The sequence below is a fragment of the Rhodoplanes sp. Z2-YC6860 genome, assembly GCF_001579845.1.
Lineage (GTDB): Bacteria > Pseudomonadota > Alphaproteobacteria > Rhizobiales > Xanthobacteraceae > Z2-YC6860.
On record NZ_CP007440.1, the window covers coordinates 3,382,421 to 3,404,845 of the forward strand.

At 64.4% G+C, this 22,425-nt stretch carries 25 protein-coding genes; 12 read left to right on the forward strand and 13 right to left on the reverse strand.

Going from position 1 to position 22,425, the window contains the following annotated elements:
* Nucleotides 1–36: 36 nt before the first annotated feature.
* Nucleotides 37–171, forward strand: coding sequence for a peptidylprolyl isomerase (locus RHPLAN_RS39385; protein ID WP_157100288.1), 135 nt, complete (start codon nucleotides 37–39; stop codon nucleotides 169–171).
* A 6-nt stretch (nucleotides 172–177) separates the two neighbouring features.
* Here RHPLAN_RS39385 and RHPLAN_RS15625 read toward each other — a convergent pair whose 3' ends face one another.
* Nucleotides 178–849 (reverse strand): haloacid dehalogenase type II, encoded by a 672-nt coding sequence (locus RHPLAN_RS15625; RefSeq protein ID WP_237180150.1) that lies wholly within the window; start codon nucleotides 847–849, stop codon nucleotides 178–180.
* Nucleotides 850–974: 125 nt separating this feature from the next.
* On the opposite strand from RHPLAN_RS15625, the gene RHPLAN_RS15630 reads away from it, so the two are divergent.
* Together RHPLAN_RS15630 and RHPLAN_RS15635 are read left to right on the forward strand one after the other, a co-directional pair.
* On the forward strand, nucleotides 975–1,832 hold the full coding sequence (locus RHPLAN_RS15630; protein ID WP_068019651.1) for a branched-chain amino acid aminotransferase: 858 nt from the start codon (nucleotides 975–977) through the stop codon (nucleotides 1,830–1,832).
* A gap of 1 nt (nucleotide 1,833) precedes the next feature.
* Entirely contained in the window at nucleotides 1,834–2,391 is a 558-nt protein-coding gene (locus RHPLAN_RS15635) for a hypothetical protein (protein WP_157100289.1), read from the forward strand.
* Here RHPLAN_RS15635 and RHPLAN_RS15640 read toward each other — a convergent pair.
* Together RHPLAN_RS15640 and RHPLAN_RS15645 are read right to left on the reverse strand one after the other, a co-directional pair.
* Nucleotides 2,369–4,003 carry a glycosyltransferase family 39 protein gene (locus RHPLAN_RS15640; RefSeq protein ID WP_084244958.1) on the reverse strand — a complete coding sequence of 545 codons (1,635 nt, stop codon included), beginning with the start codon at nucleotides 4,001–4,003 and terminating at the stop codon, nucleotides 2,369–2,371. The genes RHPLAN_RS15635 and RHPLAN_RS15640 overlap by 23 nt on opposite strands.
* Before the next feature lie 170 nt (nucleotides 4,004–4,173).
* Entirely contained in the window at nucleotides 4,174–4,776 is a 603-nt protein-coding gene (locus tag RHPLAN_RS15645; protein WP_068019654.1) for a superoxide dismutase, read from the reverse strand.
* Between the two features lie 335 nt (nucleotides 4,777–5,111).
* On the opposite strand from RHPLAN_RS15645, the gene RHPLAN_RS15650 reads away from it, so the two are divergent.
* Both RHPLAN_RS15650 and RHPLAN_RS15655 read left to right on the forward strand, forming a co-directional pair.
* Entirely contained in the window at nucleotides 5,112–6,287 is a 1,176-nt protein-coding gene (locus RHPLAN_RS15650) for a hypothetical protein (RefSeq protein ID WP_068019658.1), read from the forward strand.
* A gap of 265 nt (nucleotides 6,288–6,552) precedes the next feature.
* The gene (locus tag RHPLAN_RS15655; protein ID WP_068019660.1) at nucleotides 6,553–6,969 is read left to right on the forward strand and encodes a Ros/MucR family transcriptional regulator; all 417 of its coding nucleotides are present in this window, start codon (nucleotides 6,553–6,555) and stop codon (nucleotides 6,967–6,969) included.
* Between the two features lie 5 nt (nucleotides 6,970–6,974).
* Here RHPLAN_RS15655 and RHPLAN_RS15660 read toward each other — a convergent pair whose 3' ends face one another.
* The 3 genes from RHPLAN_RS15660 to RHPLAN_RS15670 all read right to left on the reverse strand — a co-directional run bounded on the left by RHPLAN_RS15660 (nucleotide 6,975) and on the right by RHPLAN_RS15670 (nucleotide 8,534).
* Nucleotides 6,975–7,550 carry a nucleoside 2-deoxyribosyltransferase gene (locus tag RHPLAN_RS15660; protein WP_068019661.1) on the reverse strand — a complete coding sequence of 192 codons (576 nt, stop codon included), beginning with the start codon at nucleotides 7,548–7,550 and terminating at the stop codon, nucleotides 6,975–6,977.
* A gap of 39 nt (nucleotides 7,551–7,589) precedes the next feature.
* Entirely contained in the window at nucleotides 7,590–8,018 is a 429-nt protein-coding gene (locus RHPLAN_RS15665; protein WP_068031286.1) for a SufE family protein, read from the reverse strand.
* A gap of 96 nt (nucleotides 8,019–8,114) precedes the next feature.
* Complete coding sequence (locus RHPLAN_RS15670; protein ID WP_068019663.1) at nucleotides 8,115–8,534, reverse strand: DUF5330 domain-containing protein; 420 nt, start codon at nucleotides 8,532–8,534, stop codon at nucleotides 8,115–8,117.
* A gap of 414 nt (nucleotides 8,535–8,948) precedes the next feature.
* On the opposite strand from RHPLAN_RS15670, the gene RHPLAN_RS15675 reads away from it, so the two are divergent.
* The 3 genes from RHPLAN_RS15675 to RHPLAN_RS15685 all read left to right on the forward strand — a co-directional run bounded on the left by RHPLAN_RS15675 (nucleotide 8,949) and on the right by RHPLAN_RS15685 (nucleotide 11,952).
* Complete coding sequence (locus RHPLAN_RS15675) at nucleotides 8,949–10,790, forward strand: sensor histidine kinase (protein ID WP_068019666.1); 1,842 nt, start codon at nucleotides 8,949–8,951, stop codon at nucleotides 10,788–10,790.
* Nucleotides 10,791–10,797: 7 nt separating this feature from the next.
* Nucleotides 10,798–11,529, forward strand: coding sequence for a peptidoglycan-binding domain-containing protein (locus RHPLAN_RS40550; protein WP_068019668.1), 732 nt, complete (start codon nucleotides 10,798–10,800; stop codon nucleotides 11,527–11,529).
* A gap of 75 nt (nucleotides 11,530–11,604) precedes the next feature.
* Nucleotides 11,605–11,952 (forward strand): DUF1491 family protein, encoded by a 348-nt coding sequence (locus RHPLAN_RS15685; RefSeq protein WP_068019670.1) that lies wholly within the window; start codon nucleotides 11,605–11,607, stop codon nucleotides 11,950–11,952.
* A gap of 8 nt (nucleotides 11,953–11,960) precedes the next feature.
* On the opposite strand, the gene RHPLAN_RS15690 is transcribed toward RHPLAN_RS15685, so the two are convergent.
* Nucleotides 11,961–13,019 (reverse strand): hypothetical protein, encoded by a 1,059-nt coding sequence (locus tag RHPLAN_RS15690; RefSeq protein WP_068019673.1) that lies wholly within the window; start codon nucleotides 13,017–13,019, stop codon nucleotides 11,961–11,963.
* 157 nt (nucleotides 13,020–13,176) lie between these two features.
* Between RHPLAN_RS15690 and RHPLAN_RS39390 the strand changes: the two genes are divergently transcribed.
* The gene (locus RHPLAN_RS39390) at nucleotides 13,177–13,377 is read left to right on the forward strand and encodes a hypothetical protein (protein ID WP_157100290.1); all 201 of its coding nucleotides are present in this window, start codon (nucleotides 13,177–13,179) and stop codon (nucleotides 13,375–13,377) included.
* Nucleotides 13,378–13,411: 34 nt separating this feature from the next.
* Nucleotides 13,412–14,113: a hypothetical protein gene (locus RHPLAN_RS15695; RefSeq protein WP_068019675.1), complete on the forward strand. Its 702-nt coding sequence runs from the start codon at nucleotides 13,412–13,414 to the stop codon at nucleotides 14,111–14,113.
* On the opposite strand, the gene RHPLAN_RS15700 is transcribed toward RHPLAN_RS15695, so the two are convergent.
* From RHPLAN_RS15700 to RHPLAN_RS15715, 4 genes are all read right to left on the reverse strand, one after another.
* Nucleotides 14,110–14,673 carry a DUF1254 domain-containing protein gene (locus RHPLAN_RS15700; protein WP_068019677.1) on the reverse strand — a complete coding sequence of 188 codons (564 nt, stop codon included), beginning with the start codon at nucleotides 14,671–14,673 and terminating at the stop codon, nucleotides 14,110–14,112. The genes RHPLAN_RS15695 and RHPLAN_RS15700 overlap by 4 nt on opposite strands.
* Nucleotides 14,674–14,683: 10 nt before the next feature.
* Entirely contained in the window at nucleotides 14,684–15,262 is a 579-nt protein-coding gene (locus RHPLAN_RS15705; RefSeq protein ID WP_068019679.1) for a DUF1214 domain-containing protein, read from the reverse strand.
* A gap of 8 nt (nucleotides 15,263–15,270) precedes the next feature.
* Complete coding sequence (locus tag RHPLAN_RS15710; protein ID WP_068019681.1) at nucleotides 15,271–17,523, reverse strand: transglycosylase domain-containing protein; 2,253 nt, start codon at nucleotides 17,521–17,523, stop codon at nucleotides 15,271–15,273.
* 743 nt (nucleotides 17,524–18,266) lie between these two features.
* On the reverse strand, nucleotides 18,267–18,638 hold the full coding sequence (locus RHPLAN_RS15715) for a hypothetical protein (RefSeq protein WP_068019683.1): 372 nt from the start codon (nucleotides 18,636–18,638) through the stop codon (nucleotides 18,267–18,269).
* A gap of 146 nt (nucleotides 18,639–18,784) precedes the next feature.
* Here RHPLAN_RS15715 and RHPLAN_RS15720 point away from each other — a divergent pair, with 146 nt between their 5' ends.
* Complete coding sequence (locus RHPLAN_RS15720) at nucleotides 18,785–19,282, forward strand: YcgN family cysteine cluster protein (protein ID WP_442971832.1); 498 nt, start codon at nucleotides 18,785–18,787, stop codon at nucleotides 19,280–19,282.
* A 119-nt stretch (nucleotides 19,283–19,401) separates the two neighbouring features.
* Nucleotides 19,402–20,097, forward strand: coding sequence for a hypothetical protein (locus RHPLAN_RS15725; RefSeq protein ID WP_068019685.1), 696 nt, complete (start codon nucleotides 19,402–19,404; stop codon nucleotides 20,095–20,097).
* 284 nt (nucleotides 20,098–20,381) lie between these two features.
* Here RHPLAN_RS15725 and RHPLAN_RS15730 read toward each other — a convergent pair whose 3' ends face one another.
* Nucleotides 20,382–21,128, reverse strand: coding sequence for a class I SAM-dependent methyltransferase (locus RHPLAN_RS15730; RefSeq protein ID WP_198164941.1), 747 nt, complete (start codon nucleotides 21,126–21,128; stop codon nucleotides 20,382–20,384).
* Between the two features lie 160 nt (nucleotides 21,129–21,288).
* Nucleotides 21,289–22,278, reverse strand: coding sequence for a helix-turn-helix domain-containing protein (locus tag RHPLAN_RS15735; RefSeq protein WP_157100291.1), 990 nt, complete (start codon nucleotides 22,276–22,278; stop codon nucleotides 21,289–21,291).
* Nucleotides 22,279–22,425 lie beyond the last annotated feature (147 nt).

A 22,425-nucleotide genomic window follows, 5' to 3' on the forward strand; every position in this document is an offset into this window, starting at 1 on the left:
GCGTTTGTTGAAGGGGGCAGACGGAGCGAGGGGATCATGCTGAAGCGGATGACCATGCTGGCGTGCCTGCTCGCCTTTGGGCTTTCGCTGAGCGGCTGCTCGAAATGCGGCTTCTGGTGGGACGAGTGGCAGTCTAAGCCCGGCGCCTGCAAGGGCGATTTCCCGAGATAGCCCGGCTCAGCCGGCCGTCAGCACGCCGCTGAGGTCGGTCGCCACGGCGGCCGGCGCGAAGCCCGGATATTCATCCGGCGCGTTGTTGCGGTTGATCCAGACGGTGCGGAAACCGAATGCGGTGGCGCCGAAGGCGTCCCAGCGGTTGGATGAGACGAACACCACATCTGCCGGCCGGCAGGCGAACTCCTTGGTGACGAGCGCATAGGTCTCGGGTCGCGGCTTGAACATCTTCACCGCATCGACCGAAAGCACTGCATCGAGCAGGCTCTGCAGCCCTGCGGCTTCGACCGCGGAGGCGACCATCGTGGGCGAGCCGTTGGTCAGGATCGCGGTGCGCTCGCCGCGCGCCTTCAAGGCGGTCAGCAGCGTGTGCGCATCAGGGAAGGCGTCGAGCTTGAGGTAGGCGCCAAGCAGCGCGTCGCGCAAGCCGCGGTCGACCGATGGAAATCGCTCGAAGCAGTAATCCAGCGCGCGCTGCGTGAGTGTCCAGAACTCCTCGTAACGGCCGGCGAGCGTCAGCGTCCAGGTGTATTCGATCTGCTTCTGCCGCCAAATCTCGGAGAACTGCGCGGCGTCGGGCCCGGCCGCGGCGTTGTGGCGGCTCACGGCGGCGTGAAAGTCGAACAGCGTGCCGTAGGCATCGAACACATAAGGCATCGGGCGAACTCCGATCATTATTTTTCATAAGCAGGCCGCAATCGGCGGGCCTATGCTGCGAGAAGCTAGAGCATCGGCCGGCAGGGTGCGAACCCGTTTTCGGTCCGTAACGATGCGCAAAAAGTATTGGTGGAGCGTTTTCTATGGCCGACTGGTCGCAGACCTGGACCTTCTTCCAGGGCGAATGGCACGAGGGCAACCTTCCGATCTGGGGCGTGCGCACGCACGCGATCTGGCTCGGCTCCTCGGTGTTCGATGGCGCCCGCGTGTTCGAGGGGGTGGCGCCCGACCTCGACCTGCATTGCGCCCGTGTCAACGCCTCCGCCAAGACCATGCACCTCAATCCGGATGTCACGCCCGAGCGCTGGATCGAGCTCACCCACGACGGCATCAAGCGCTTTGCGCCCGGCACCGCGCTCTATGTCCGGCCGATGGTCTGGGCCGAGCGCGCCGGGCCCCAGGCGCTGCCGCCCGATCCGGAGTCGGCGCGCTGGTGTCTGTCGCTCTACGACACGCCGATGCGCAAGCCCGATGGCTTCTCGATCACGTTGTCGCCGTACCGCCGGCCGACCATCGAGACCGCGCCGGTCGACGCCAAGGCCGGCTGCCTCTATCCCAACAATGCGCGGGCCATGCTTGAGGCGAAATCGCGCGGTTTCGACAACTGCCTCGTCTGCGACATGCTCGGCAACGTTGCCGAGCTCGCCAACTCCAACGTGTTCATGGCCAAGGACGGCGCGGTGTTCACGCCGATGCCGAACGGCGCCTTCCTGGCCGGCATCACGCGGCAGCGGGTGATCAGGCTTCTGCGGGCCGATGGCATCTCCGTCGTCGAGACAACGCTGCGCTACCGCGACTTCGAGACCGCCGATGAGATTTTCGCCAGCGGCAACGCCTCCAAGGTGATGCCGATTACGCGGATCGGCGACCGCGCCCTGCAGCCCGGCCCGATGTTTCGCAAAGCGCGCGAGCTCTACTGGGCCTTTGCGCACGGCGGCTGAAATGGTCCGTACTCTGGCTGTCGTGATGTGGCTCGCTGCCTGCGGTGCGGCGGTGGCGCAGACCGGCGACGAGGACAGCGCGGTTCAGGCCGTTTACGCCTCGATCGAAAACAGCATCCACCGCGAGTATGACGCAGTGCTTGGTGTCGTCAGCCGCAAGGAATCCGAAAGTCCCACCGGCCGCTTCGAAAAGATGCGGGACGTCGTCAGGACGATGTACTACAACAAGGCGGCGGTGTTCTCCAATTGCGCCGCCGAGGCCGAGCAATACCGCGCGCCCGGCGCGCCGCGTGTGCCAGCCTCGCAAAATCTGCTCCTGAACACGTGCCTGGAAGAGAAGCTTGGCGAGCTGAATAAGTTCAGCAACATGCTTGGCTACGCGACCACGTTCTTCCCGGATCGGATCGAACGGTGCGGTGAGGCCTCGCGGCTGCACGATCGCGAGAAGCTCCTGCCGCCTTACGGGTTCCTGCAGATCGCCGAGCCGAAGCTTTATGACTTCGCGCGCTACACCACCTGCCTGATGAAGAGCGAGGCTACTTCACCGGCGGCACGGTGAACATGTTGCTGAAGCTCAAGCCCCGAAGATCGTAGGCGCGGGCGAATGTCACGCCGTCCCGCGTGACCTCGGTGAGCACCGGTGCTTCGAACCGGGCGCAATAGAACGTGCCGAGCATCAGCGCGAAGTCTGCGCCCTGCGGCTCCCAGGTAGGCTCGAAATCGTCGCCGAGCGCGATCTGGGCGGGCGGATGCGGTCCGCACACCGCGACCTTCCATTTGCGGCCGGCGGGTGGCGTTTCGCCGCGGTCGCGCAGCGTTTCGCGGAGCTGGGCCCCCGCTTGTTTGAAGGCGAGGCCCCAGTAGTCGAGCATGAAGCGCGTTTGCGCGCCGCGAACGCCGCCGATGATGTGGTTGTAGAACACATATTCGTAGGGGTGCAGTCGCGCCATCTCGACGACGGGAAGCGCAACGCCCGCGGCAAAGCCAAAGGCGAGCAAGACCGGGACAAACCGGCCGAACCGTGCAGCGCGTTCGGCGATCCAGGCGCCGGCAAGCCCGCCGGCGACGGCAAGCGGCGGCATCACGAAGACAAAATGCCTGATGCCGTTGTACATCGCGGGCCGCGTCACGAGAGTGACCAGTACAGGCAGGGCTGCCGCGAGCGCGATGCCGAAGTAAATCGCCCGCGGGCGTGGCGCGAGCGCGCCGCGGCAAGCCGCAACCAACAAACCAGCCACCCCCGCGCAACCGAGCAGCAGAAGAATTTCCGGCAGCTTCAGCGCCATCAGCAACGGGACGTAATCCCACGGCATTTCGACCGGCGTCAGTCTCTGGCCTTCGAACAATTCCTGCCAGGGCTTCTCGAAGAAATGCGAGAAGGTCTCGATGGCTGCGATCGGATTGAGCGGATTGGCGACCCCCCAGGGCCAGACCAATCCCATGACCGCGTAGGCCAGGATCGCGGTCGGGATCAGCAGCAGCGACAGCCTCGCAAAGCGGGTTCGCGCCGCGTGAAATCCTTCGCTTTGCGCCTCCAACACGAACAGCAGCGCGAGCGCCAGCACCGCCTCGATGACGCCGAAGCCCGCCATGACGCGAGAGCCGATCGAGAGGCCGAAACCGATGCCGAGAATGGCTAGCGTGCCGACCGAAGGCCTGGGATGCTCTTCGATCAGGCGCACCAGCCCCAGCAGGAAGATCGCCATCATGGCCGCGAAGGGACCGTCCTTCGGGTTGATGAACATGTGCCCGTAATAGAGCGGACAGGTCGCAAGCAGCGCGAGCGCCACGAGTCCCGCGACCGGCCCGCCGACGCGGCGCGCGATACGCCATGTGGCGAACAGTCCGACCAGACCGACCGCGGCGCCGATCAGCCGCCGGGTTTCGAACAGATCGAACGGCAGGAGCTTGGCGATCGCGGCTGACGCCATGTCGAAGCCGCCGCCATAGAGGTAGAGGTTGACGAAGGTGAGCGCACGGGTGTCGCGGAAGCCCGAGGTGTAGAGCGACAGCACCAAGTCGCCGTACTGCGCGTGGGTGTAGTCGTCCCAGCCGAGCCCATAGTCGCGGAACGTCAGCAGCGCGATCACTGCGAGCAGCAACAGCAACAGCCAGGCCAGCCGGTCGGGCCAGCGGCTCGTGGTGTGGTTGTCGGTGAAGGAAGCGCGCATGATGGGTGAGGGCGGATCGAAGTTAGTCGCGCATGATTATGGCGACGACCGGTGCGCGACTATGGTGGCAATGCGACGCATCCGACGCATGATATTTTCCCAAATGCAAAGCGGGGCCGCGAAGGCCCCGCTTGTTCTTTTGGATATTGCGCTGCGAAGTAATCAGCGCGTCACTTGCTGGCCGCCTGGAACATCTCGTTGACGTAGTCCCAGTTGATCAGGTTTTCCCAGAACGCCTTGAGATAGTCCGGCCGGCGGTTGCGGTAATCGATGTAGTAGGAGTGCTCCCACACGTCGCAGCCGAGGATCGGCTTGGCGCCCTGCACCAGCGGGCTCTCGCCGTTGGCGGTCTTCATCACGGCGAGCTTGCCGTCCTTCACCGCGAGCCAGGCCCAGCCGGAGCCGAATTGGGTCACGCCAGCCTGGATGAAATCTTCCTTGGCCTTGGCGACGCCGCCGAGATCGCTATCGATCTTGGTCTTGAGCGCGCCCGGAATCTTGTCGCCGCCGCCATTCGGCTTCATCCACTTCCAGAAGTGCAGGTGGTTGTAGTGCTGGCCGGCATTGTTGAAGAGGCCGGCATTCTTGCCGAACGAGCCCTTCACGATCTCTTCCAGGGACTTGTTCTCCCACTCGGTGCCTTTGAGCAGGTTGTTGCCGTTGTTGACGTAGGCGAGGTGGTGCTTGTCGTGATGATACTCAAGCGTCTCTTTGGACATGTGGGGGCCGAGAGCATCGTGGGCATACGGCAGGTCGGGCAGCGAGAACGACATCGGGCTTCTCCTAAAGGATACGAACCGGCGGGAAAACGACCTTCAGAGGCAACGGACACCCCGGAAAGGAGTTCCTTAATTAGGCCGCGCCGCGAAGGAGGGCAACGGCCGAACCGTGAGGAATGGCCGCTCTGTGTCAGGCGGCGGGTGTGTGGAGCGGCTCGGGGGAGTCAATATTTTTGCAGTCCGCATCCCCAGGAGGGCCGAAACAGCGTTAATCAATCGTAGATTACATCCGGTTATACATGGCCAAGTTCTTGCGGATGATCCAGAAGGCCGTCAGAATTCTTTAACATCTGTGGCCGCCGCCCGTGCGTGTTTGAGGAACTAAGCGTATGTCTGTCGTTATACTGATCGTGGGCCTTGTGGCGACCGCCGTCGGCTTTTTCGCGATCGGCTTTGGGATCGCGCCGAGTGCGCTCAATTTCGGCAACACCCTGATCTCCGCGGGCAGTATTTCGGCTGCCACGGGCTTGCTGCTGATCAGCATCTCCGCCGTTCTGCGCCAGCTCCGGAAGATTCATCTCGCCTTGCAGGGCAGGGCACCGAGCCACGCCGCGGAGACTGTGGAGCCGCTGGCGCCGCCTGTCGCACGCATGACCCCGGCCGTCGTGCCCTCGCCGATGCCGACGCGCCCGGCGCCCCGGCCCGATTCGGATGCGCCGCCGCTTCCCGAGATGTTCTCGACCGGCCTGCCACAGGCGGCTGAGCCGCCGCCGCGCATGCCAGAACCGCCGGTGCGGATGCCAGAGCCGCCACCGCGCATGCCGGAGCCGCCGCCGCGGATGCCAGATCCACCGCCGCGCGTCATTGAGCCGCGCTTTCCGGTAACCGCAGCCAGCGAACCCGCGCCTTCGCCGGCTCCTGCGCCCGGTCCGCTCGACTGGCTGCGTTCGAAGTCCAAGCCCGTGGCGCCTGCGACGCCGCAGACGCCGATGCGGCCCATTGCGCCGGAGCCGATGCCCTCTCGCCCGGTGGCCATGGAGCCATCAGCGGAGGAAGTGTTCGACGAGGCACCGCTCTCGCCCCGTCCGCTGCAGCGCGTTTCGATCACGCCGCCCCCGTCCGAGCCAGCCGAACCGAAGGCCTGGACGCCGCCTGGCCGGCATGAGGGTCCGCCTGAATTGCCGCCGCAGGCCGAGCCGCCGATGGCGCGGCCGGCACCGCCACCCGAGCCACCCAAGCCTAAGGACGGCTTCGATCTGGTCTGGCCGGATCGCGCGCCGACCACGGCACCGGCGAGCGAAGCCGCCAAGCGGGAGCCCGCGCTCGACATGCCGCTGCCGCCAGTTCCGGCGCGCCCGCGCGAAAGCAAGCCCGCCGACCGCAAGCCGCCGGGTCCGGCCCGCATGACAGCCGAACGCGGTCCTGCGATCCTGAAGTCCGGCGTGATCGATGGCATGCCCTACACGCTCTACGCCGACGGCTCGATCGAGGCCGAACTGCCTCAAGGCACGGTGAAGTTCGCCTCGGTCGATGCGCTTCGCACGCATCTCGAAAAGCAGGGCTGAGCAGTCGCCCGGCCCGTCCTGGTCGAAATTCCAGAGCGCCGGCCCTTGGCCGGCGCTCTGGTTTTTTGGAAGGAATATTTTGTCTATCCTCCCAGAAGCCTTGGGTTCCGGGAGGAATGATTGTATCGTTATTGTGATAATACGTGCCTCTTCTTGCGGGAAACTTCCGGCGACCTATACTTTACTGGTGGAGCAGCGGACAGATTCCGTCTGCTGCGGGTCGCTATCGAGACAACGACCAACCTCAACGATCGGGCTTTGACCTATGGGTGACGCTTTGGATCAGACCAATTTCATCGGGCTGACGGCTGAGATTGTCTCGGCCTATGTCAGCAACAACCCGGTTGCCTCCGCCGACATCCCGGCGTTGATCAATCAGGTGCACTCGGCGCTGCTGCGGGTCTCGAACGGCGAGGTCCCATCCTCGTCGGAACCGATGCGGCCAGCGGTTCCGGTGAAGCGTTCGATCCACCCCGACTACATCGTCTGTCTCGAAGACGGCAAGAAGTTCAAGTCGCTTAAGCGTCACTTGCGCACGCAGTACGACATGACGCCCGAACAGTACCGTGAGAAGTGGGGCCTGCCACACGACTATCCGATGGTGGCGCCGAACTACGCCGCGGCGCGCTCGCACCTTGCGAAGCAGATGGGCCTCGGCCAGCAGCGTCGCCGCCGGCGCTGATCGGATCAAGCCGGCCTGGCGAATGCTTCGGCGGCAAGCCGAAGGCATCTTTCGAAGCCAGTGAGATCGCGATCGATTTCCATCGGACGGGCATCGTGCCTGACGATCGGATATCCGCCGCGCTCCGCGACCGCCCAGTCGATCATCAGGTTGTCGGCGTTGCCAAAATCCTCGACCGTCATGCCGTGGGTGTCGCGCCAGAGCTTTTGGCCGGAGTCGAAAGCGAGCGCTTCCGTGCGCTTCGTGCGGTCGAAGTAATCCGGAGCAACGTTGGTGTAGGCAAACACCCGTTTGCCCAACCCGGCCAGCATTCCCACTTCGAAAACCGTTCCCGGATCGGCGCTCACGCCGCGAAACGGTGTGAGATTGCAGATGCCGAAATGAGCGCGCCGGATCATCGCCTCGTTGGCGCGATAGATCAGCCGGTCGATGCGCTCGCTTGAAGCTTTCGGCACGATCTCGTTGTCGAGCGGGAAAATGCCTTCGAAGCCATAGGCGCTGCACAGCCGCTTCTTGCGTTCACCAACCTCGATTGCGTCCGGCAGGAACACCTCGGGACCGGCGAGATAGACTGTCAGCATTTGAACCCGCCGATTGCCAGCGCAGCGGTTGGCGATCTTTCAATGCACGGCCGCGAGCGCCGCATTGGCGTCCCGGCGGATCCGCTCGACCATCGAGCGGAATCCATTGGAACGTTGCGGCGTCAGATGCTCGCGCAGGCCAAGTTTCTCGAATAGGGCCACGGCGTCTGCTGAGAGAATCTCTTGCGCGTTCTTGCCGGAGTAGAGCGCGAACAGCACCGCGATCAGCCCGCGCACGATGTGCGCATCGCTGTCGCCCTCGAACGTCAGCACCGGGCCGTTGCCGCCGTTTGGCTTGATCGAAGTCGAAAGCCAGACCTGGCTGGCGCAGCCGGACACCTTGTTGGCGGCCGTCCGCGCGGATTCGGGCAGAGAAGGCAGCGCGCGGCCGAGCTCGATCAGATACCGGTAGCGGTCGTCCCACTCGTCCAGGAGGTCGAAGTTCTCGATGATCTCGTCGATTGGCATGATATTCCGCCGCGGCGGCAGCCGCGGTCCCATGCCGGTTATATAGGGTGGAACGCCGGGCGCGTCGAAGGAAAATCGGGGCCGGAGTGCGGCGGTTCAGGCCTTGCGGCGCGGGTCCTTACGCGGCATCGGCAGCGTCTCGGTCGGCAGCGGGCCCTGCCAAGCCGGCTCGAGGTCGCTCGCAAGCAGCGTGTCCTGCGACACCGGCCAGTTCTGGCCGAGGCCGTTGGTCACGCCGGTCGGGTCGCTGCGCACGCTGTGCTCGCTGAGGAAGTCGTAGACCATCTTCGCGCCGGCCTGGGCGCGCTGGCCGAGCGCGGCCGCGGCCTGCGATCCGACCGCGCAGGCACCCGGCTGACGGTCGCAGAAATTGCTCATGTCCGATACCGCGGCGCTGGCTGCCACGAGCGCGTCGGTCGCGCCGATCGTGGACTTCGCATTGGGCTGCGAACCGCCGCTCGGCAACAGCACGAGCACGATCGTCAGCCAGAATGCGACGCGCAACAAGAAGAACATGGCCTCGTCCGTGTCCCTGCTTCCTCTCGGACGCCGTCGTCACGGCGGCCTCCGGGCGGCTGTTACGCCGCATGACACACGCTAGCAGGCAGGCTTGAAGACGCTGTTCGCGTTTTTGTGCGCATTCAACGAGAATACGAGGCAAATTTTCGCAAAATTTGAATCGATTGCTTAGGAATTCGTTGACGCTGGAAAAGCCCGGTTTTTCTCGGAAAATGCGACTTTGGCGCGAGCGCTCGCGTCAGAACCCAACGACTTCAACAAACTGTTCACCATGAAACGGCGACTGCTGCGTCCGCTGCCGCCTCCGGCGCTTTCACGTTTAGCACTCGTTTAAACCCACTCTGACACGATCGGGCAAAATCAAGGGAGCGCGTCCGAAGCCACGGGCGTGCGTGGACGAACGGAATCACCGTGGGCCTGCTGAAGTCGATCCGCGACTATGTTGACACGCTGGTGCATCCGTCGGCGCAGCGCGATGCGCTGACGGCGTCGCGGCACCGCGCGTTCATCGCGCCGCGGCTCCTGGGCAGCATCGCGGCGCTCGCGGCCTTGCCGATTTACGTGACGCTGCGCGGTGCGCCGGGCTCGCTCGAGGTCCTGGTGTTCGCCTGGCTGGTGCTGCCGATGCTCACCGCCTATTACCTCTCGCGCACCGGTCATTATGAAAGTGCTCATGTGCTCTCGTCGCTGGCGCTGACCGGGTTGGTCACCGCGGTCGCCGCCGGCACCGGCGGTATCGGCTCATTCGCGGCGATCTGGCTGGTGCTCGTGCCGCTGGAAGCCTCGCTGTCGGCTTCACGTCGTGTGGTGGCGATCGCGTCGACCTTCACGCTCGCTGCTGTAGCTCTGCTGCATTTCCTCGGCCGTGCCGACATGTTGCCGCCGCCGGATGCCTCCGGCGCAGGCGCCCTTGCGGCGCTGGGCGTGGTCTCGGCCGTGCTTTACGCCATCGGCCTGGCGCTCGGCGCGGAATCGCTCGCGCGCACCAGCTTCTGGCTGCTTTATGCGGAAGAGGATCGCTATCGTCTTCTCGCGCGCAACATGACCGATGTCATCACGCGGCACGGCCGCAACGGTGCGGTGCTGTTTGCCTCGCCGGCAGCCGAAACGCTGTTCGGCGCCAAGGTCACTGAACTGCACGGCCACCGGCTGTTCGACCGCGTTCACGTCGCCGATCGTCCGGCCTATCTCACGGCACTCGCCGACGCCGCTTCGCTCGGCGAAGCGCAATCCGTCGAATTCCGTGTCCGTCGCGATGTGCAGGATTCCGCGCCGCCGGTGGCCGGCAATGAATTTGTCTGGGTCGAAATGCGCTGCCGCAAGCTCGACAACACCAGCACCGGCGCCAAGCCCTCGGAGCCCGAGGTGGTCGCGGTGATGCGCGACGTCACCGAGCGCAAGAACCAAGAGCAGGCGCTGGAGCGCATCCGTGCCGAGGCCGATCACGCCAATGAGGCCAAGGACAAGTTCCTCGCCAACATGAGCCATGAGCTGCGCACGCCGCTCAACGCCATCATCGGCTTCTCGGACATGCTGATCAACGAGGAGCGGATGCGGCTCGATGGTCCGCGCCGTCAGGAATACGCCAAGCTGATCAACGATTCCGGCAACCACCTGTTGACCGTGGTCAACGGCATTCTCGACATGTCAAAGCTCGAGACCGGTGATTTCGAGCTTGCGCCGGAGCCTTTCGGACCCGCGCAGGTGATCGGTAACTGCTGCGATCTGCTGGCGCTCAAGGCGCGCGAGAACGGCATCGAGCTCAGCCGGCGTCTGCCGGATAGCCTGCCGGAGCTCATTGCCGATAAGCGCTCCTTCAAGCAGATCCTGCTCAATCTCATTTCCAACGCCGTCAAGTTCACCGAGCGCGGCGGTCGCGTGACCGTGAGCGCCACGGCCGGGATTTCCGAGATCGTCGTCACCGTCGCAGACACCGGCGTCGGGATCAGTGCCGAGGACCTGCCGAAGATCGGCCGGCCGTTCTTCCAGGCGCGGGGCACTTACGACCGCCGCCATGACGGAACGGGCCTGGGCCTCTCCATCGTGCGAGGCCTCATCGACCTCCACGGCGGCAGCTTCGAAATCGCAAGCGAGGTCGGCAAGGGCACGTGTCTTACGGTGCGGCTGCCTTGGAATTGTGAGACGGCGCGTCCGGCCGCCAAACAATCGGCGCAAGCGCCATCGAATATCGAGCGTCCGGCATTCGATCGGCCCGCAAGCGCGCCCGAAATGCCAATGAAGAAAACAGCGTGAGAGCGTCGTGGCAGCAAGAGCAGCACGTATCAATGAAGTCGATGTCGGCCCAAGCTTCGCGGCGAAGCTGCCGTTTCCGTTGCGGTGGTTGCTGTTGCGGCCGCGCGACACCATTGCGGCTCTCGCGGCGACCCTTGCGGTCGTCACGATCCTGGTGAATGCGCTGTTTTTGCAGTCCGGGCCGCATCCGGCGCCGATCTTCTCCACCAAGCCTGCACCGGTCGTGGCGCCGCTGACCGACTCGGTCGCGACGCTGATGCCGGGACGCAAGCCTGTCGCTGCGCCGCCGCCAGCCCGGCCGCACTCTGACACGGTCGCGGAGATTCAGCGCGAACTGACCAAGCACGGCTTCTACGACGGCCCGGCTGACGGCTTCTACGGGCCGAAGACCGACGCCGCGATCCGCGATTTCGAGCAGGCCGCGGGCTTGCGCCCGTCCGCCGAGCCGAGCGAGACGTTGCTTGCCGCGATCGCCCGCTCAAGCGTCAAGGCGAAGGCGGCAGAGCCTCCACGTGACCCGATCGCGGCGCTGCTGGCGCCAAACGGCCGCACCGTCGCCGTGCAACGGGCGCTGACCGAGTTCGGCTATGGCCCGCTGACGCCGACCGGCGTCTTTGATGCCCCGACCAAGGCCGCGGTCGAGCGTTTCGAGCGCGCGCGGAAGCGGCCGGTGACCGGCCAGATCAACGATCAGCTGGTGCGGGATCTCTCGTCGTTGACCGGCCGGCCCTTGGAATAAGCGCCCTCTGGAGCAATCCGTACGGAGCCTGTTAAGACAGCGCGTCTGGAATCGTTCAGGGCGCGATGAGGTCTCATGCGGCTGAAATCCGGCATCTGGGTCGCGGCCTATATCCGGCGCGTGCAAATCGAAGGCGCACAGGCGATGCTGCGGCGGCGCGGCGCCGAAGAGGCGGGCGCGGTGTTCATCAAAATTTCGCGGCTCGACGGCACTGCCGAGGTGTTCGCGCCTGCGCCGCAGACGGCGTTCGACGAGGCGCGTCCGTCGGACCGCGCGTTCATCCGCGCGCTGAAGACGCAGCCGGCCACGGAAGCCGATGCAGAGGCTTATCTCGCGCGGCAGATCAAGTTCGATCCCGACATCTGGATCGTCGAAGTCGAGGACCGCGCCGGCCGAAGCTTTCTCGACACGGTGGTGACCTGACGAAAGCGCTAGGCGCTGTCGGAGTTGCGCGATTTGGCGTGGTTTTCCCAAAGGATTTTGGGACGCAGCACCGAGAACGCTGAGCGGCGCTGCTCGACAGTTCGTTGCTCGACCGCGCGCGGTTCGGTGACGCGCTCAACAGCGCGCTGCGGCTCCGGCGTCGGCGCGGCGATCGGTTGCACGGTCTTGGACTTGCTCCCGGCGCCCGGTTTGGTCTCCGGATGGTGGGTGGCCTGCCAGATCGCGATCATCCGCAGCGCCGATGCCGCCTTCAGGTCTTCATGCAACAGCGCGAGATCATAGACGAGCTGCACCGACTGGCTGATCACCGGATTGATGCAGAGCAGAATCCGCTGCAGCACCGCAGCCGGCATTTGCAGAGCCGAGGCTGCGACCACGATCGGCTCGCCGCCCGGATCGATGACCATGCGATGCGCGAGTTCGCGCGAGACCGACAGGGTCTGCTCGAGCTCGCGCGCGAACGCCTCGATGCGATGGTTGAGAGATGCGACTTCGAGCCGTTGGATGGCGGCCTTCGCCGCGGCGGGCTCGATCGGTTCGGCCGGTGTGATCGGCGCGTAGGGCAGGTTGAGCAGAATGAGCCGCCGCTCCTCGGCGTTGGCCGTGAAGAACAGCTCGCTGAGTTCGCTCGCCGCGGCCTTGCCGGGCGCCAGCCGCTTGCTGTCGGCGGGCTGGAAGATCTGATTTGCGGTCGGAGCTTGAGGCTCTTCAGGTGCCCTGAGCTTGATGTAGTCCTGGAGCAGCCGCTGCCGCACCGCAGCCGGCGCGTTGGGATAGCCCGCGATCTTCTGCGCGATGGTCGCTCTGGTCTTGGCATCGACGCGCTCGATCAGTTTGAGCGCGAGACGCTCATAGCGCTGCGATTCCTGCTCGGTGTGATCGGTTTTCTGCAGATAGAGATCGGTGATGACACGCAGCAGAGTCGGCCGGATGTCGACACCGTCGCGGTTCGACAAGCTCACGAGTCCGTTGAGCTCCGGGTTGTTCAGTTCCTGGTCGCTGACGAGGGCGTTGGCTGGCGCGTCAGTTTTTTGCGTGGAAGTCATGGGGCACGAACACCGCAATTCGCTGGTAAGTACTCTCACTGACAGCCATACGCCCGTTCCGTTAGCGGAGCGTTAACCATGCTCGCTCTTAAATGGTGGTGCGATCCAACCGCCGGCCGGGGCAAACCGTCCCTTCCGCCGTCGGGGGAGGAGGGGCATGGGAATCATCGTGCAGTTTCCAGAAGGGCAACGACCTCTCGGCGGCGGCCGCTACGTGGACGCCAGCTCCGAGCCAGCGAGCGTGATCATTCTTCCTGTGGTGCGAATCGAGCGTCACCCCGACCAGCCGACCAACGGACTGTCCGGCGGCGATAGCGCCACGCCAGGCCGCAGGCGGCGGCGACGCAATTCGCGTTGAGCAGCGAACAGCTCGAACGCAGGGAGTGCCCCGGATGCGATACCGGTCGATCGCCATTGCGATCCCGATCCTGGCCGCGTCCGCATTGTTGAGCGGCTGCGGCGTCAACGCCGACTTCGGCCGGGTGCGGCCAACTCTTTACAACGACGACGTCCATGCCTGGATGGGTCCGGTCACCACGCGCGAGCAGGGCGATCCGGTCTGGCGTCACGGCCTCACCGACGAAGAGCGCAGGCTCCGCGATCTCGCCTATCCGCTGATCGATCCGCCCTACGACCGCAACAAGTGGTACAGCTTCCTCGGCGAACTGGGTCTGGGCTCGCGCACCTGGCCCTATCCGGACCGCAACGAATACGCCTCCCGGCTCTTCACCACGCCGTACCGTTCGCAGACCGCGCGCTACAACAAACTGATCGAGGACATCCGCAACGACGTGATCCGGCTCGATCCGTTCTTCCAGACTGCGCACTATGTCCAGGATATGGATGACAAGCGCGCCAAGGCGCTCGGCTATGTCTCGAACCTCACCCCGGAGGAAAGCAACAACACCAAGTTCCGGATGGCCGAGAACCGCAACGTCATCCGCTGGGTGCAGGGCTCGCTCGACGAGCGGGTGGCGTCCTACCGGGTCGCGCTGGAGCGCATGGTGATCGCAGCGCCGTCGCCGATCGCCGTCGAGGCCGAGCGCCAGCTCGGGCTCCTGCAGCAGCGCATCAGCCAGTACAACAGCGCCTAATCGCCCGCGACCGGCATCGGCTGCTGGCGGCAGGTGGTGCCGCTCAGCGAGGCGCGCACCGCCGGCATCAGGCCGGGCTCGGCGGCGAGCGCCCGCACCATGATCAGCCCGGTGCTGGTCGGCGATTCCACGATCAGCCGGTCGGCCGCGGTGACCTCTTCGTCTTCCGGCAGGTTGGCGCGCTGGTCGCTCGTCATCAATTCGAGCTCGATCAGGCGGCGGCCGGCGGCACGGTCGTTGATGGCGTAATAGGAGACGCCGCGCCTCGTGTAGAACGACACCGACGTGTAGGACGGGCTCACCGGCACGGTGAGCTTGATCGGCCCGTCGGTGAGATCATAGCGGCACACCGCGGTGGCGAAGGCCGGATCCATGAACGGCATGGTCTCGCTCTGCGGCGAGGGCTGCGGCACCGAGGCGACGGCATTCACCGGCGCGATCGGCGTCAGCCGCGAATAGGCATCCTGCGTCGCCGTTCGCGGCAGGATCAGCACCGCGACGAGATGCACGATACCGCCGAGCAGCACGCCTGCCAGCAGCCAGAGCAGCCAGCGGATCATGGCGAGAATCTCACGGACATGACTGCACCGTCACCGAAGGCATCGGCGCCTCGCGCGCCGCGCGGGTCGCGACGCCGACCGGCGAGTCGTAGAGCCGCAGCACCAGCACGTAATTGTCGATGCCGTTGGTCGGCAGCCAGTTGCCCGAGCGGATGCGCGGCGCCACCGTGACGTCGAAGCTGCCGTCGGAGCGGCGCACCACCTCCTGGCTGGTGAAGCCCTGACGGTCGACCGAGTTGCCGATCAGCTTGCCCTGCGAGTCGTAGAGCGTGATCGTCCAGAACCGCGCCTGGGGCGTGGTGCCCGACACCAGCACGTCGCAGCGGCCGTCGAGCGTGCGGCCGTTGTCGTCGGTGCGGGCGTAGAAGGCGACGCCGTCGCCGGAGCCGACCGGGAGCTCCCCGGTGCGGGCGAAGGTCGCCCGCGTGTAGGGATCGACGTCGCGGGTGCCGCTCTTGGGCCACGCCACCCAGGCGCCGATAGGGATCGCGCCGAACGCGGTGCCGCGCGTCAGCACCAGCCACGTGGTGCCGAGTCCGACGCAGGCTGCGACGGCGAGCGAGAACAACAATCCAAGAACAAGGCGCACGAAATGCCCTAGTTGCCGCTGACCGGAGCGCTCGCCGAAGCGTAAGCACCAGACTTCGGCGCGACGTCGGTCGGACGGAGCGGATCGGCCGAGACGTCGGACACCACCGAGCCAGCGGGCAGGGTGCGCGCCGCGTCATCCATCATGTGCTCGATCTGGATCAGCACCTGGGTGCCGCGCGCGGTCAGCAAGGTCGGGCGCAGCACCGGCGGGCCGGAGCCCTGCGAGACGAGCTGGTTCTTCGCCGGCGTCGGCGCAGCCGCAGGCGGCAGCCCGGTCAGCGGCTTGATCTCGATGCCCTGGTGCGCGTAGCTCATGATCGCCTGCCACACCATCGCGGGCAGCGAGCCGCCGGTCATGCGGTTGGTCGATGAGTAGTCGTCGTTGCCGATCCAGACGCCGCCGACCATGTTGCCCGTGTAGCCGACGAACCAAGCGTCGCGGAAGGCGTTGGTGGTGCCGGTCTTGCCGGCGATACGGATGCCCGGAAGCAGCGCGCGGCGGGCGGTGCCTTCCTCGGTCACCTTGTTCATCATGTAGATCATGTCGGTCGCGATCGCCGGGGGCATGACCTGCCGGGGCTTCGGGCCGTCGCGGTCGAACCGCCAGATCACGTTGCCGTCGCCGGTGCGCATTTCGAGCAACGCGTGCGGCGTCACCGCCTTGCCGAGGTTCGGGAAGGTCGCATAGGCCACGGTGTGGTCGAGCACGGTCACTTCGTCGGCACCGATCGGCAGCGACGGGGTGTCCGGCAGCGGCGTGCGCAGGCCCATGCTCTTGGCCAGCGCCACGATCTTGGCGCGGCCGATCTTGGGATTGCCGTTGCCGATCGAGATCGAGAGCTTCACCGCGATCGTGTTGATCGAGTGCGTCATCGCGGATGTCAGTGTCATCGCGCCGCGATAGCTGCCCTCGTAGTTGTGCGGGCACCAGTTGCCGATACAGACCGGGCCGTCGACCACGGTGGTCGTCGGCTTCATGCCGCTCTCGAGCGCCATCGCGTAGACGTAAGGCTTGAACGAGGAGCCCGGCTGGCGGAGCGCGTCAGTGGCGCGGTTGAATTGGCTCGCCGTGTAGTCGCGGCCGCCGACCATGGCGCGCACGCCGCCTTCGAGGTCGGCGATCACCACCGCGGACTGGCTGGCGTGATAGTCGCGGCCGTATTGCTTGAGCAGGTTCTCGACCGTCGTGTCGGCGACGCGCTGCAGACCCGTGTCCACGGTGGTCCGCACCAGGAACACGCGCTCGTTCATCGACTTCGGGAAGGTGGAAACGAGCTTCTTCACCTCGTCGTAGGCGTAGTCGAGGAAGTAGTTCGGCGCGCGGTCGTCGCGGCGGTCCACCGCGGTCGCGGGGTTCCGCCGGGCGCCGAACACCTGACCCTCGGTCATGAAGCCGGCTTCGACCAGGTTGTCGAGCACTTGATTCGCGCGGGCGCGCGCCGCCGGCAGGTTGACGTGCGGCGCGTACTTGGTCGGCGCCTTGAACATGCCGGCCAGCATCGCGGCCTCGGCGAGGTTCACGTCGCGCGCCGACTTGTTGAAATAGAACTGCGCCGCGGCATCGACGCCGAAGGCGCCGCCGCCGAGATAGGCGCGGTCGAGATAGAGCTTGAGGATCTCGTTCTTGGTGAGCCGCGACTCGAGCCAGATCGCCAGGAACGCTTCCTTGATCTTGCGCTCGATGGTTCGCTCGTTGGTGAGGAACAGGTTCTTGGCGAGCTGCTGGGAGAGCGACGAACCACCCTGCTGCACGCCGCCGGCGCGCAGGTTGGTGGTGAAGGCGCGGAGCGTGCCGGCCACGTCGATGCCGAAGTGGTCGTAGAAGCGCCGGTCTTCGGTGGCGAGGGTGGCCTTGATCAGCGCGTCGGGGAATTCCTCGAGCGGGATCGAGTCGTTGTGCTTGATGCCGCGGCTGCCGATTTCGTTGCCGTAGCGATCGAGGAAGGTGACGGCGAGTTCGGACTTCTTCAGCCAGTCGTCGTCCGCGGTTTCGCGGAAGGCCGACTGGGCCAGCGCCAGCATCACGATCATGCCGCCGACGCCGAGCGTCGCGGCCTCCGAGAGCGGCTCGATGAACACCCAGCGCCGCCAGCCGCCGATGTGGAAACGGTCCATGAACATGGAGAACCGCTCGTAGATCTCGCGCGTCCAGCGTCCTGCCTGGAACATGAAGTCGTCGAAGCGCGCGTCCGACTCCAGGAGCCAGCGTCGGATCTTAGGTTTCCAGTCCTTTTCGGGATCGGGATAGAGTTCGCGCACCGCCGCAACCTCGAAGCCAAAGGGAAGCGCCCCCGGCCCCGGGGGTGTCGCACTTCACCTTTCTGAAACTTTTAGACCATCGTAAGGCCGTCTTCCACCGTGCAGACGCTCGAAGGTAAACGCGATTCCGAGGAAAAAACTGTTGTCCCCATCACATTTCTCCGGGTTTCTCAGGTTCCGGTTCAAGAGCGGCAGCGTCGTGCCACGTCCTGGCAAGCCACCTCTTTGAGTCGTCTCGACATGCGGGCGTGATTCATCGGCCCCTTCAAAGCAGGCGCGGGGCCAGCGCCTCTATCCTTCCTTGCCCCTCACATGAGTGAGGGCGCGGAGCGCCGGTTGGCGCTACGTGGTCGTCGGCACCCTTGGGAGGTGCCGCGGGCTTTTGCGAAGCCCGCTCGCCTCCCGGCGCTCCACTCGTGGCGATTTGTTGCGAGGCCACCGTTCGAGATTCGGTCGGACCGGCTGGGTTTTCACCCACCATGCTCCAGGGGGCATTTGCGCCCGCTTTCACCCGACCGCGCCCTGCCACTGAAGGCGGCCCCCTCATCGGGGACGGACAATGACCTCGCACCCTGGGACGTGGTCACGAGCCACGCCTGCAGGCGCCACACCTCGCTCCGCCAAATAGACGTCTCTAGATGACGCCCTCAACGAACGAGGCGAGTCGCCGTCTAAGCGTGATTTGCGAACATAGCAAGAACAAAAACGCTTTGTGGAAGCGACGCTCTGCGAACGCTGCCCCGTCAGCCGAACAGCGAACGGCCGCCGCGATCGTTGCGATAAAGTTCCTTCCAGCGGCGGGCGCGGTTGATGAACCGGCCGTAGTCAGGCCGGTCGGCCGCGGCGCGGTCGAGCTTGTTCAAGGCCTCCATGATGTCCTCGAAGCGCGCGTTGCCCGCGGTCTGCGGGTTGCGCAGTTCAGGCGCGGCCTCGGCGGCGCAGGCGTCGGAGGCCCAGGCGGCGAGGATCGCGCGCTTCTCCTGGACGGTCATGTCGGTGTCGTCCACCACATCCATCGGACTCGCGAAGGCGCCGGCGGGGTGGAGCAGATGGTCGAGTTCGAATTCTTTCCGCTTTGCGGCTTTCTTGGCGGTTTCTTTGGCGGTCTCGGTCATGGCCACGTCCTGTCTGAAACGACGTGGTTCGTAGCGGATAAGACTTAACGCCTTGCAACTCCGGATGAGGTGGAGAGAAATCCTGATTTGGTGATGAGCCCTTGTCCAACCCCTTCGATTGCCGCTACCACCGCGTCATGCCCCCGCTGAAGCGCCCGCAAAGCCCAGACCCCGAAGGCGAACTGCCGTTCTGGCGGCGCAAGGCCATGAAGGACATGACGCAGGCCGAATGGGAGAGCCTGTGCGACGGCTGCGGCCGCTGCTGCCTCAACAAGCTGCAGGAAGAGGGCACCGACCGCACCTTTTACACCAACGTGTCCTGCAAGCTGCTCGACGGCACCAGCTGCCGCTGCACCGACTACAAGAACCGCTCGGCGAAGGTGAAGGACTGCGTGACGCTCACCACACGCAACATCAACCGTATCTCATGGCTGCCGCCGACTTGCGCCTACAAGCTCGTCGCGGCCGGCAAGGATCTGAACTGGTGGCACCCGCTCGTCTCGGGTGACCCCAACACCGTGCACCAGGCCGGCATCTCGGTGCGCGGCAAGGTCGGCGCGAGCGAGCTCGACGTGCCGGACGACCAGCTCGAGGATCATATCGTGAGCTGGCCGCTGAAGTGGCCGAAAGGCGCGAAGGGCTAGCGCAGGCGCAAAGGAGCGCTCAGGCCGCGATTTGCCGAAAGCGGGCCCTTCCGATGTAGGCTCCTCCACACTCAGCTGTGATATGTTGGGCCTGTCTTGATGGCAGGAGACAGACTGACGTGTCCGTCACTCAGAAATTGACGTCCGCACTCGCGACGTCTGGGCGCGACCTGCTGAAGCAAGAAATATATAAAGGTCGAAAGACGCTCTTCTTGCTGCTTCTCCTTTTCGCGATCCCCGCGGACGACTGCTCCGCGCAGACACCGCCGCCTCCACTCGACGAACATGTGTTCGAGCGCGTGCCGCCGACGGTCGTGAAAAGATTGGCGACCCGCTTTTCGCTCGGCGCATTCGCCGGCCGCTTCGAGGAGACGCCGCTCGCCGCGGTCCGCAAAGCCGTGGGGGAAGGGACCATCCAACACCAGGGCGACGCTGGAGGCAGCATCTATTGGCTGTGTTACAGGCGCGCGCAGCATCGACTATGGTTGTCCAGCGGAGAGCTGGGCGGCCCGGACCATCGCATCATAGAGATCGTTGAAGAGCTCACCGGGAAAGACACCGGGACCTCGACCGATTGCCCCATCATCCCGGAAAAGTTCGCGCCCCTCGTCTTCGACGGCAAGCTGCATTTGGGCATGTCGCGTTCGGAGGTCGTCAAGGCGCTGGGACCGCCGTCGAAGTCGGACGCTGCTCAGACGGTGTATTCTCACAAGGGAAAGCTCGCACACGGTTTCGAAGAGACCGCATGGCTCATTCTCCGATTTCGCGAGGAAAAGCTCGTGTCCATGCGCGGCGTCAAGACCACGACGAATTGAAGTGGTCGCTAGGATCTGATTCAACTTCGTTGAATCAGATCCGTCGCTCCTGCTCTTGTTTGGGCATGATCTTTTCCGAAAACCGCTTCACACTTTTCGCGATCATGCCCTGGCAGCGTTCATGCTTCACAGCCTGATGCGAGCGAATCACGCACGATCCCCATCGCATAGCCCAGCTTCTCCACCACCTCTGCCGCACTCGGTCGCTATAGGGGCCAAGCAGACATTGCTTTTCGTCGCATCAGCCCCAATGCCAATGGATCACGATGAGCGAGATTTGGGGCTTAAAGCGATTTGATGCCCCAAGTGTAAATCCAAAGATCGAAAGTCTTCTGGGCAATTCCGGTAAAGCCGGCGCGCTTGAAATATGTTTCCAATTCTTGTGGCGTGGACGTCTTGCTATGATGTGCTTGTCGGTCGGCGGGGGATGTTGCTCGGTGCACCTCGAAGAATTCCCATCCTGCATCGGAAAGCAGATTGACGTTATCAACGAACATTCTGCCGCCTGGCTTCAGGACCCGGAAGCCCTCCGCAATATAGTTGTAACGATCCCATTCTTCGAGATGCATAAAAACGACCGTGCAATAAACAAGGTCGATCGACTGAGATTGGATCGGCTTCAGATCAAAACCGCTGATCGTCAAGGCGCGCGTATTTGGATAACTCGCCAAGCGGCGTTTCATATGGTCGACCATGTGATCCGACACATCGGTCCCAATCCATTCGCGACAAAGCGGAGCAAGCACTGCGCCGACCCTTCCAACGCCAGCTCCGATCTCAAGGACTGTGTCTCCGGCGTCGATGCCCACGGTCTCCCTCAGCGTCGCGATCGTTGCGAGCGCTGTTTCCCGATAGCGGGTCTCATCGACATAGCCACTAACGGCCATTTTCGCGTCGGACTCAGATTGGGCCAGTGAATTCCAATGCGCCTTGTATTCGCTCCTGCCAGGCGACGACGGTGCCATCTTTGGAGCGGGGTCGAAAAAGTCGGACAACTTCCGAAACGTTCTAGCTATTCGTCGTTTGGCCATCGGGGCCGCTCTCATCAGGTTTAACAGGTGATTTTCGTGAGGACGAAGAGGCCGGGCGGTGATTCTTCGATGTGGCAGGCAAGGGCGAACGCTCTACCAAAATGGTCTCTCGTCACATTCACATTCCCTTGACCCCAGCCGTCAATGCAAGAGTGTGATCCTACTCCCGCAATTGGCTTGTGCGAGCCGAGCGCTGAATGTCGCGCGGAGAGACGCCGAACATGGCCTTGAATCTCGTGCTGAAGTGAGCGTGGTTTCTGAAGCCTGCCTGATCGGCAATGTCGCCGATCCGAGCCTGCGGATCGGCAAGAAGGCGGGTGTGGCAAAGCGCTAGCCGCCGGCTCAGGATCGTTTCGTAGACCGATGCGCCGAAGGACTGGAAGGTCGCGTGCAGATGACGAAGCGAGACCGGGATCGCGCTCGCGATGTCCTGGGGCGAGAGGTCGACGTCGGACAGGCGGCGATCGATGAAGGCGAGGGCGCGCCAATAAACGGCTTCGGCGGGGGTCGTTTGCGGCAGCGACGTCCCGGTTTTCCGAGCGGTCAAAAGCAGTTCGGCCAAGTCGAGAAATTGACGCTCAAACACAGCGCCGGCGCTTGCGGGAAGGCCATCCGCCTGGCTCGCGAACGATTCCAGGAAATCTGCCGTGAGCCGCCCGATGCCTGTGGCCGCGCTGCGCATGACGCCCGCGTGCGATCCAAGGAAGCCAACGCGCTCGGCGAGAGCTTGTCGCGACATCTTGATCCCGATCACATGCGCGGGTCGCACGTGCATCCACTCATAAGGCTCCGCCAGATCCAGCAAGGTGAAGCTGTCGGCGCCCACCACATTGCGCCGGGTGTACTGGTCGATCTGGACGTTGCCGTGCCGGATCAAAAGCAGCGCGACCGCATCGTTGACGCTGCCGGACAGATGCCGACGCGTTCGGCGCGCACACTCGCTGCTGCTGCGGACTTCGGTCAGTTGCAGGCCCTGAAGGCCCACGCGCCGGATGGCGCCGCTGAAGTGGGCGTCATCGCGAATCCGCATGTCGATCGCGCCGAACGTTTCGAGAATGGCGCTTTGCCACTGTTGCAGCTTGCCGCCGCGCGGTTCGGCGGCGAGTATGAAGGAATGCATTCCGGCGGCGTCGGATGCTGCGTGCGACACGGCTTCCTCCCGGGCCACATGTGTTTGCGGCCGGACGAAGCCTATCGCCTCCAAACCGGGTCATGCAACGTGTTCCCCATGACCCCATTTTCCTGTGGGCGCAGGATTCCTTTCGCAAAGGCGCATCGCGTCTTTGATTGATTGACC

Excerpts from the sequence above, each read along its gene's own strand:
- RHPLAN_RS15625 (WP_237180150.1), bottom strand. The coding sequence starts at position 849 with ATGATCGGAGTTCGCCCGATGCCTTATGTGTTCGATGCCTACGGCACG.
- RHPLAN_RS15650 (WP_068019658.1), top strand. The coding sequence starts at position 5,112 with ATGTCTGTCGTTATACTGATCGTGGGCCTTGTGGCGACCGCCGTCGGC.
- RHPLAN_RS15660 (WP_068019661.1), bottom strand. The coding sequence starts at position 7,550 with ATGCTGACAGTCTATCTCGCCGGTCCCGAGGTGTTCCTGCCGGACGCA.
- RHPLAN_RS39385 (WP_157100288.1), top strand. The coding sequence starts at position 37 with ATGCTGAAGCGGATGACCATGCTGGCGTGCCTGCTCGCCTTTGGGCTT.
- RHPLAN_RS15690 (WP_068019673.1), bottom strand. The coding sequence starts at position 13,019 with ATGACTTCCACGCAAAAAACTGACGCGCCAGCCAACGCCCTCGTCAGC.
- RHPLAN_RS15685 (WP_068019670.1), top strand. The coding sequence starts at position 11,605 with ATGCGGCTGAAATCCGGCATCTGGGTCGCGGCCTATATCCGGCGCGTG.
- RHPLAN_RS15715 (WP_068019683.1), bottom strand. The coding sequence starts at position 18,638 with ATGACCGAGACCGCCAAAGAAACCGCCAAGAAAGCCGCAAAGCGGAAA.
- RHPLAN_RS39390 (WP_157100290.1), top strand. The coding sequence starts at position 13,177 with ATGGGAATCATCGTGCAGTTTCCAGAAGGGCAACGACCTCTCGGCGGC.
- RHPLAN_RS15730 (WP_198164941.1), bottom strand. The coding sequence starts at position 21,128 with ATGGCCAAACGACGAATAGCTAGAACGTTTCGGAAGTTGTCCGACTTT.
- RHPLAN_RS15700 (WP_068019677.1), bottom strand. The coding sequence starts at position 14,673 with ATGATCCGCTGGCTGCTCTGGCTGCTGGCAGGCGTGCTGCTCGGCGGT.
- RHPLAN_RS15655 (WP_068019660.1), top strand. The coding sequence starts at position 6,553 with ATGGGTGACGCTTTGGATCAGACCAATTTCATCGGGCTGACGGCTGAG.
- RHPLAN_RS15670 (WP_068019663.1), bottom strand. The coding sequence starts at position 8,534 with ATGTTCTTCTTGTTGCGCGTCGCATTCTGGCTGACGATCGTGCTCGTG.
- RHPLAN_RS15665 (WP_068031286.1), bottom strand. The coding sequence starts at position 8,018 with ATGCCAATCGACGAGATCATCGAGAACTTCGACCTCCTGGACGAGTGG.
- RHPLAN_RS15630 (WP_068019651.1), top strand. The coding sequence starts at position 975 with ATGGCCGACTGGTCGCAGACCTGGACCTTCTTCCAGGGCGAATGGCAC.
- RHPLAN_RS15640 (WP_084244958.1), bottom strand. The coding sequence starts at position 4,003 with ATGCGCGCTTCCTTCACCGACAACCACACCACGAGCCGCTGGCCCGAC.
- RHPLAN_RS15635 (WP_157100289.1), top strand. The coding sequence starts at position 1,834 with ATGGTCCGTACTCTGGCTGTCGTGATGTGGCTCGCTGCCTGCGGTGCG.
- RHPLAN_RS15645 (WP_068019654.1), bottom strand. The coding sequence starts at position 4,776 with ATGTCGTTCTCGCTGCCCGACCTGCCGTATGCCCACGATGCTCTCGGC.
- RHPLAN_RS15695 (WP_068019675.1), top strand. The coding sequence starts at position 13,412 with ATGCGATACCGGTCGATCGCCATTGCGATCCCGATCCTGGCCGCGTCC.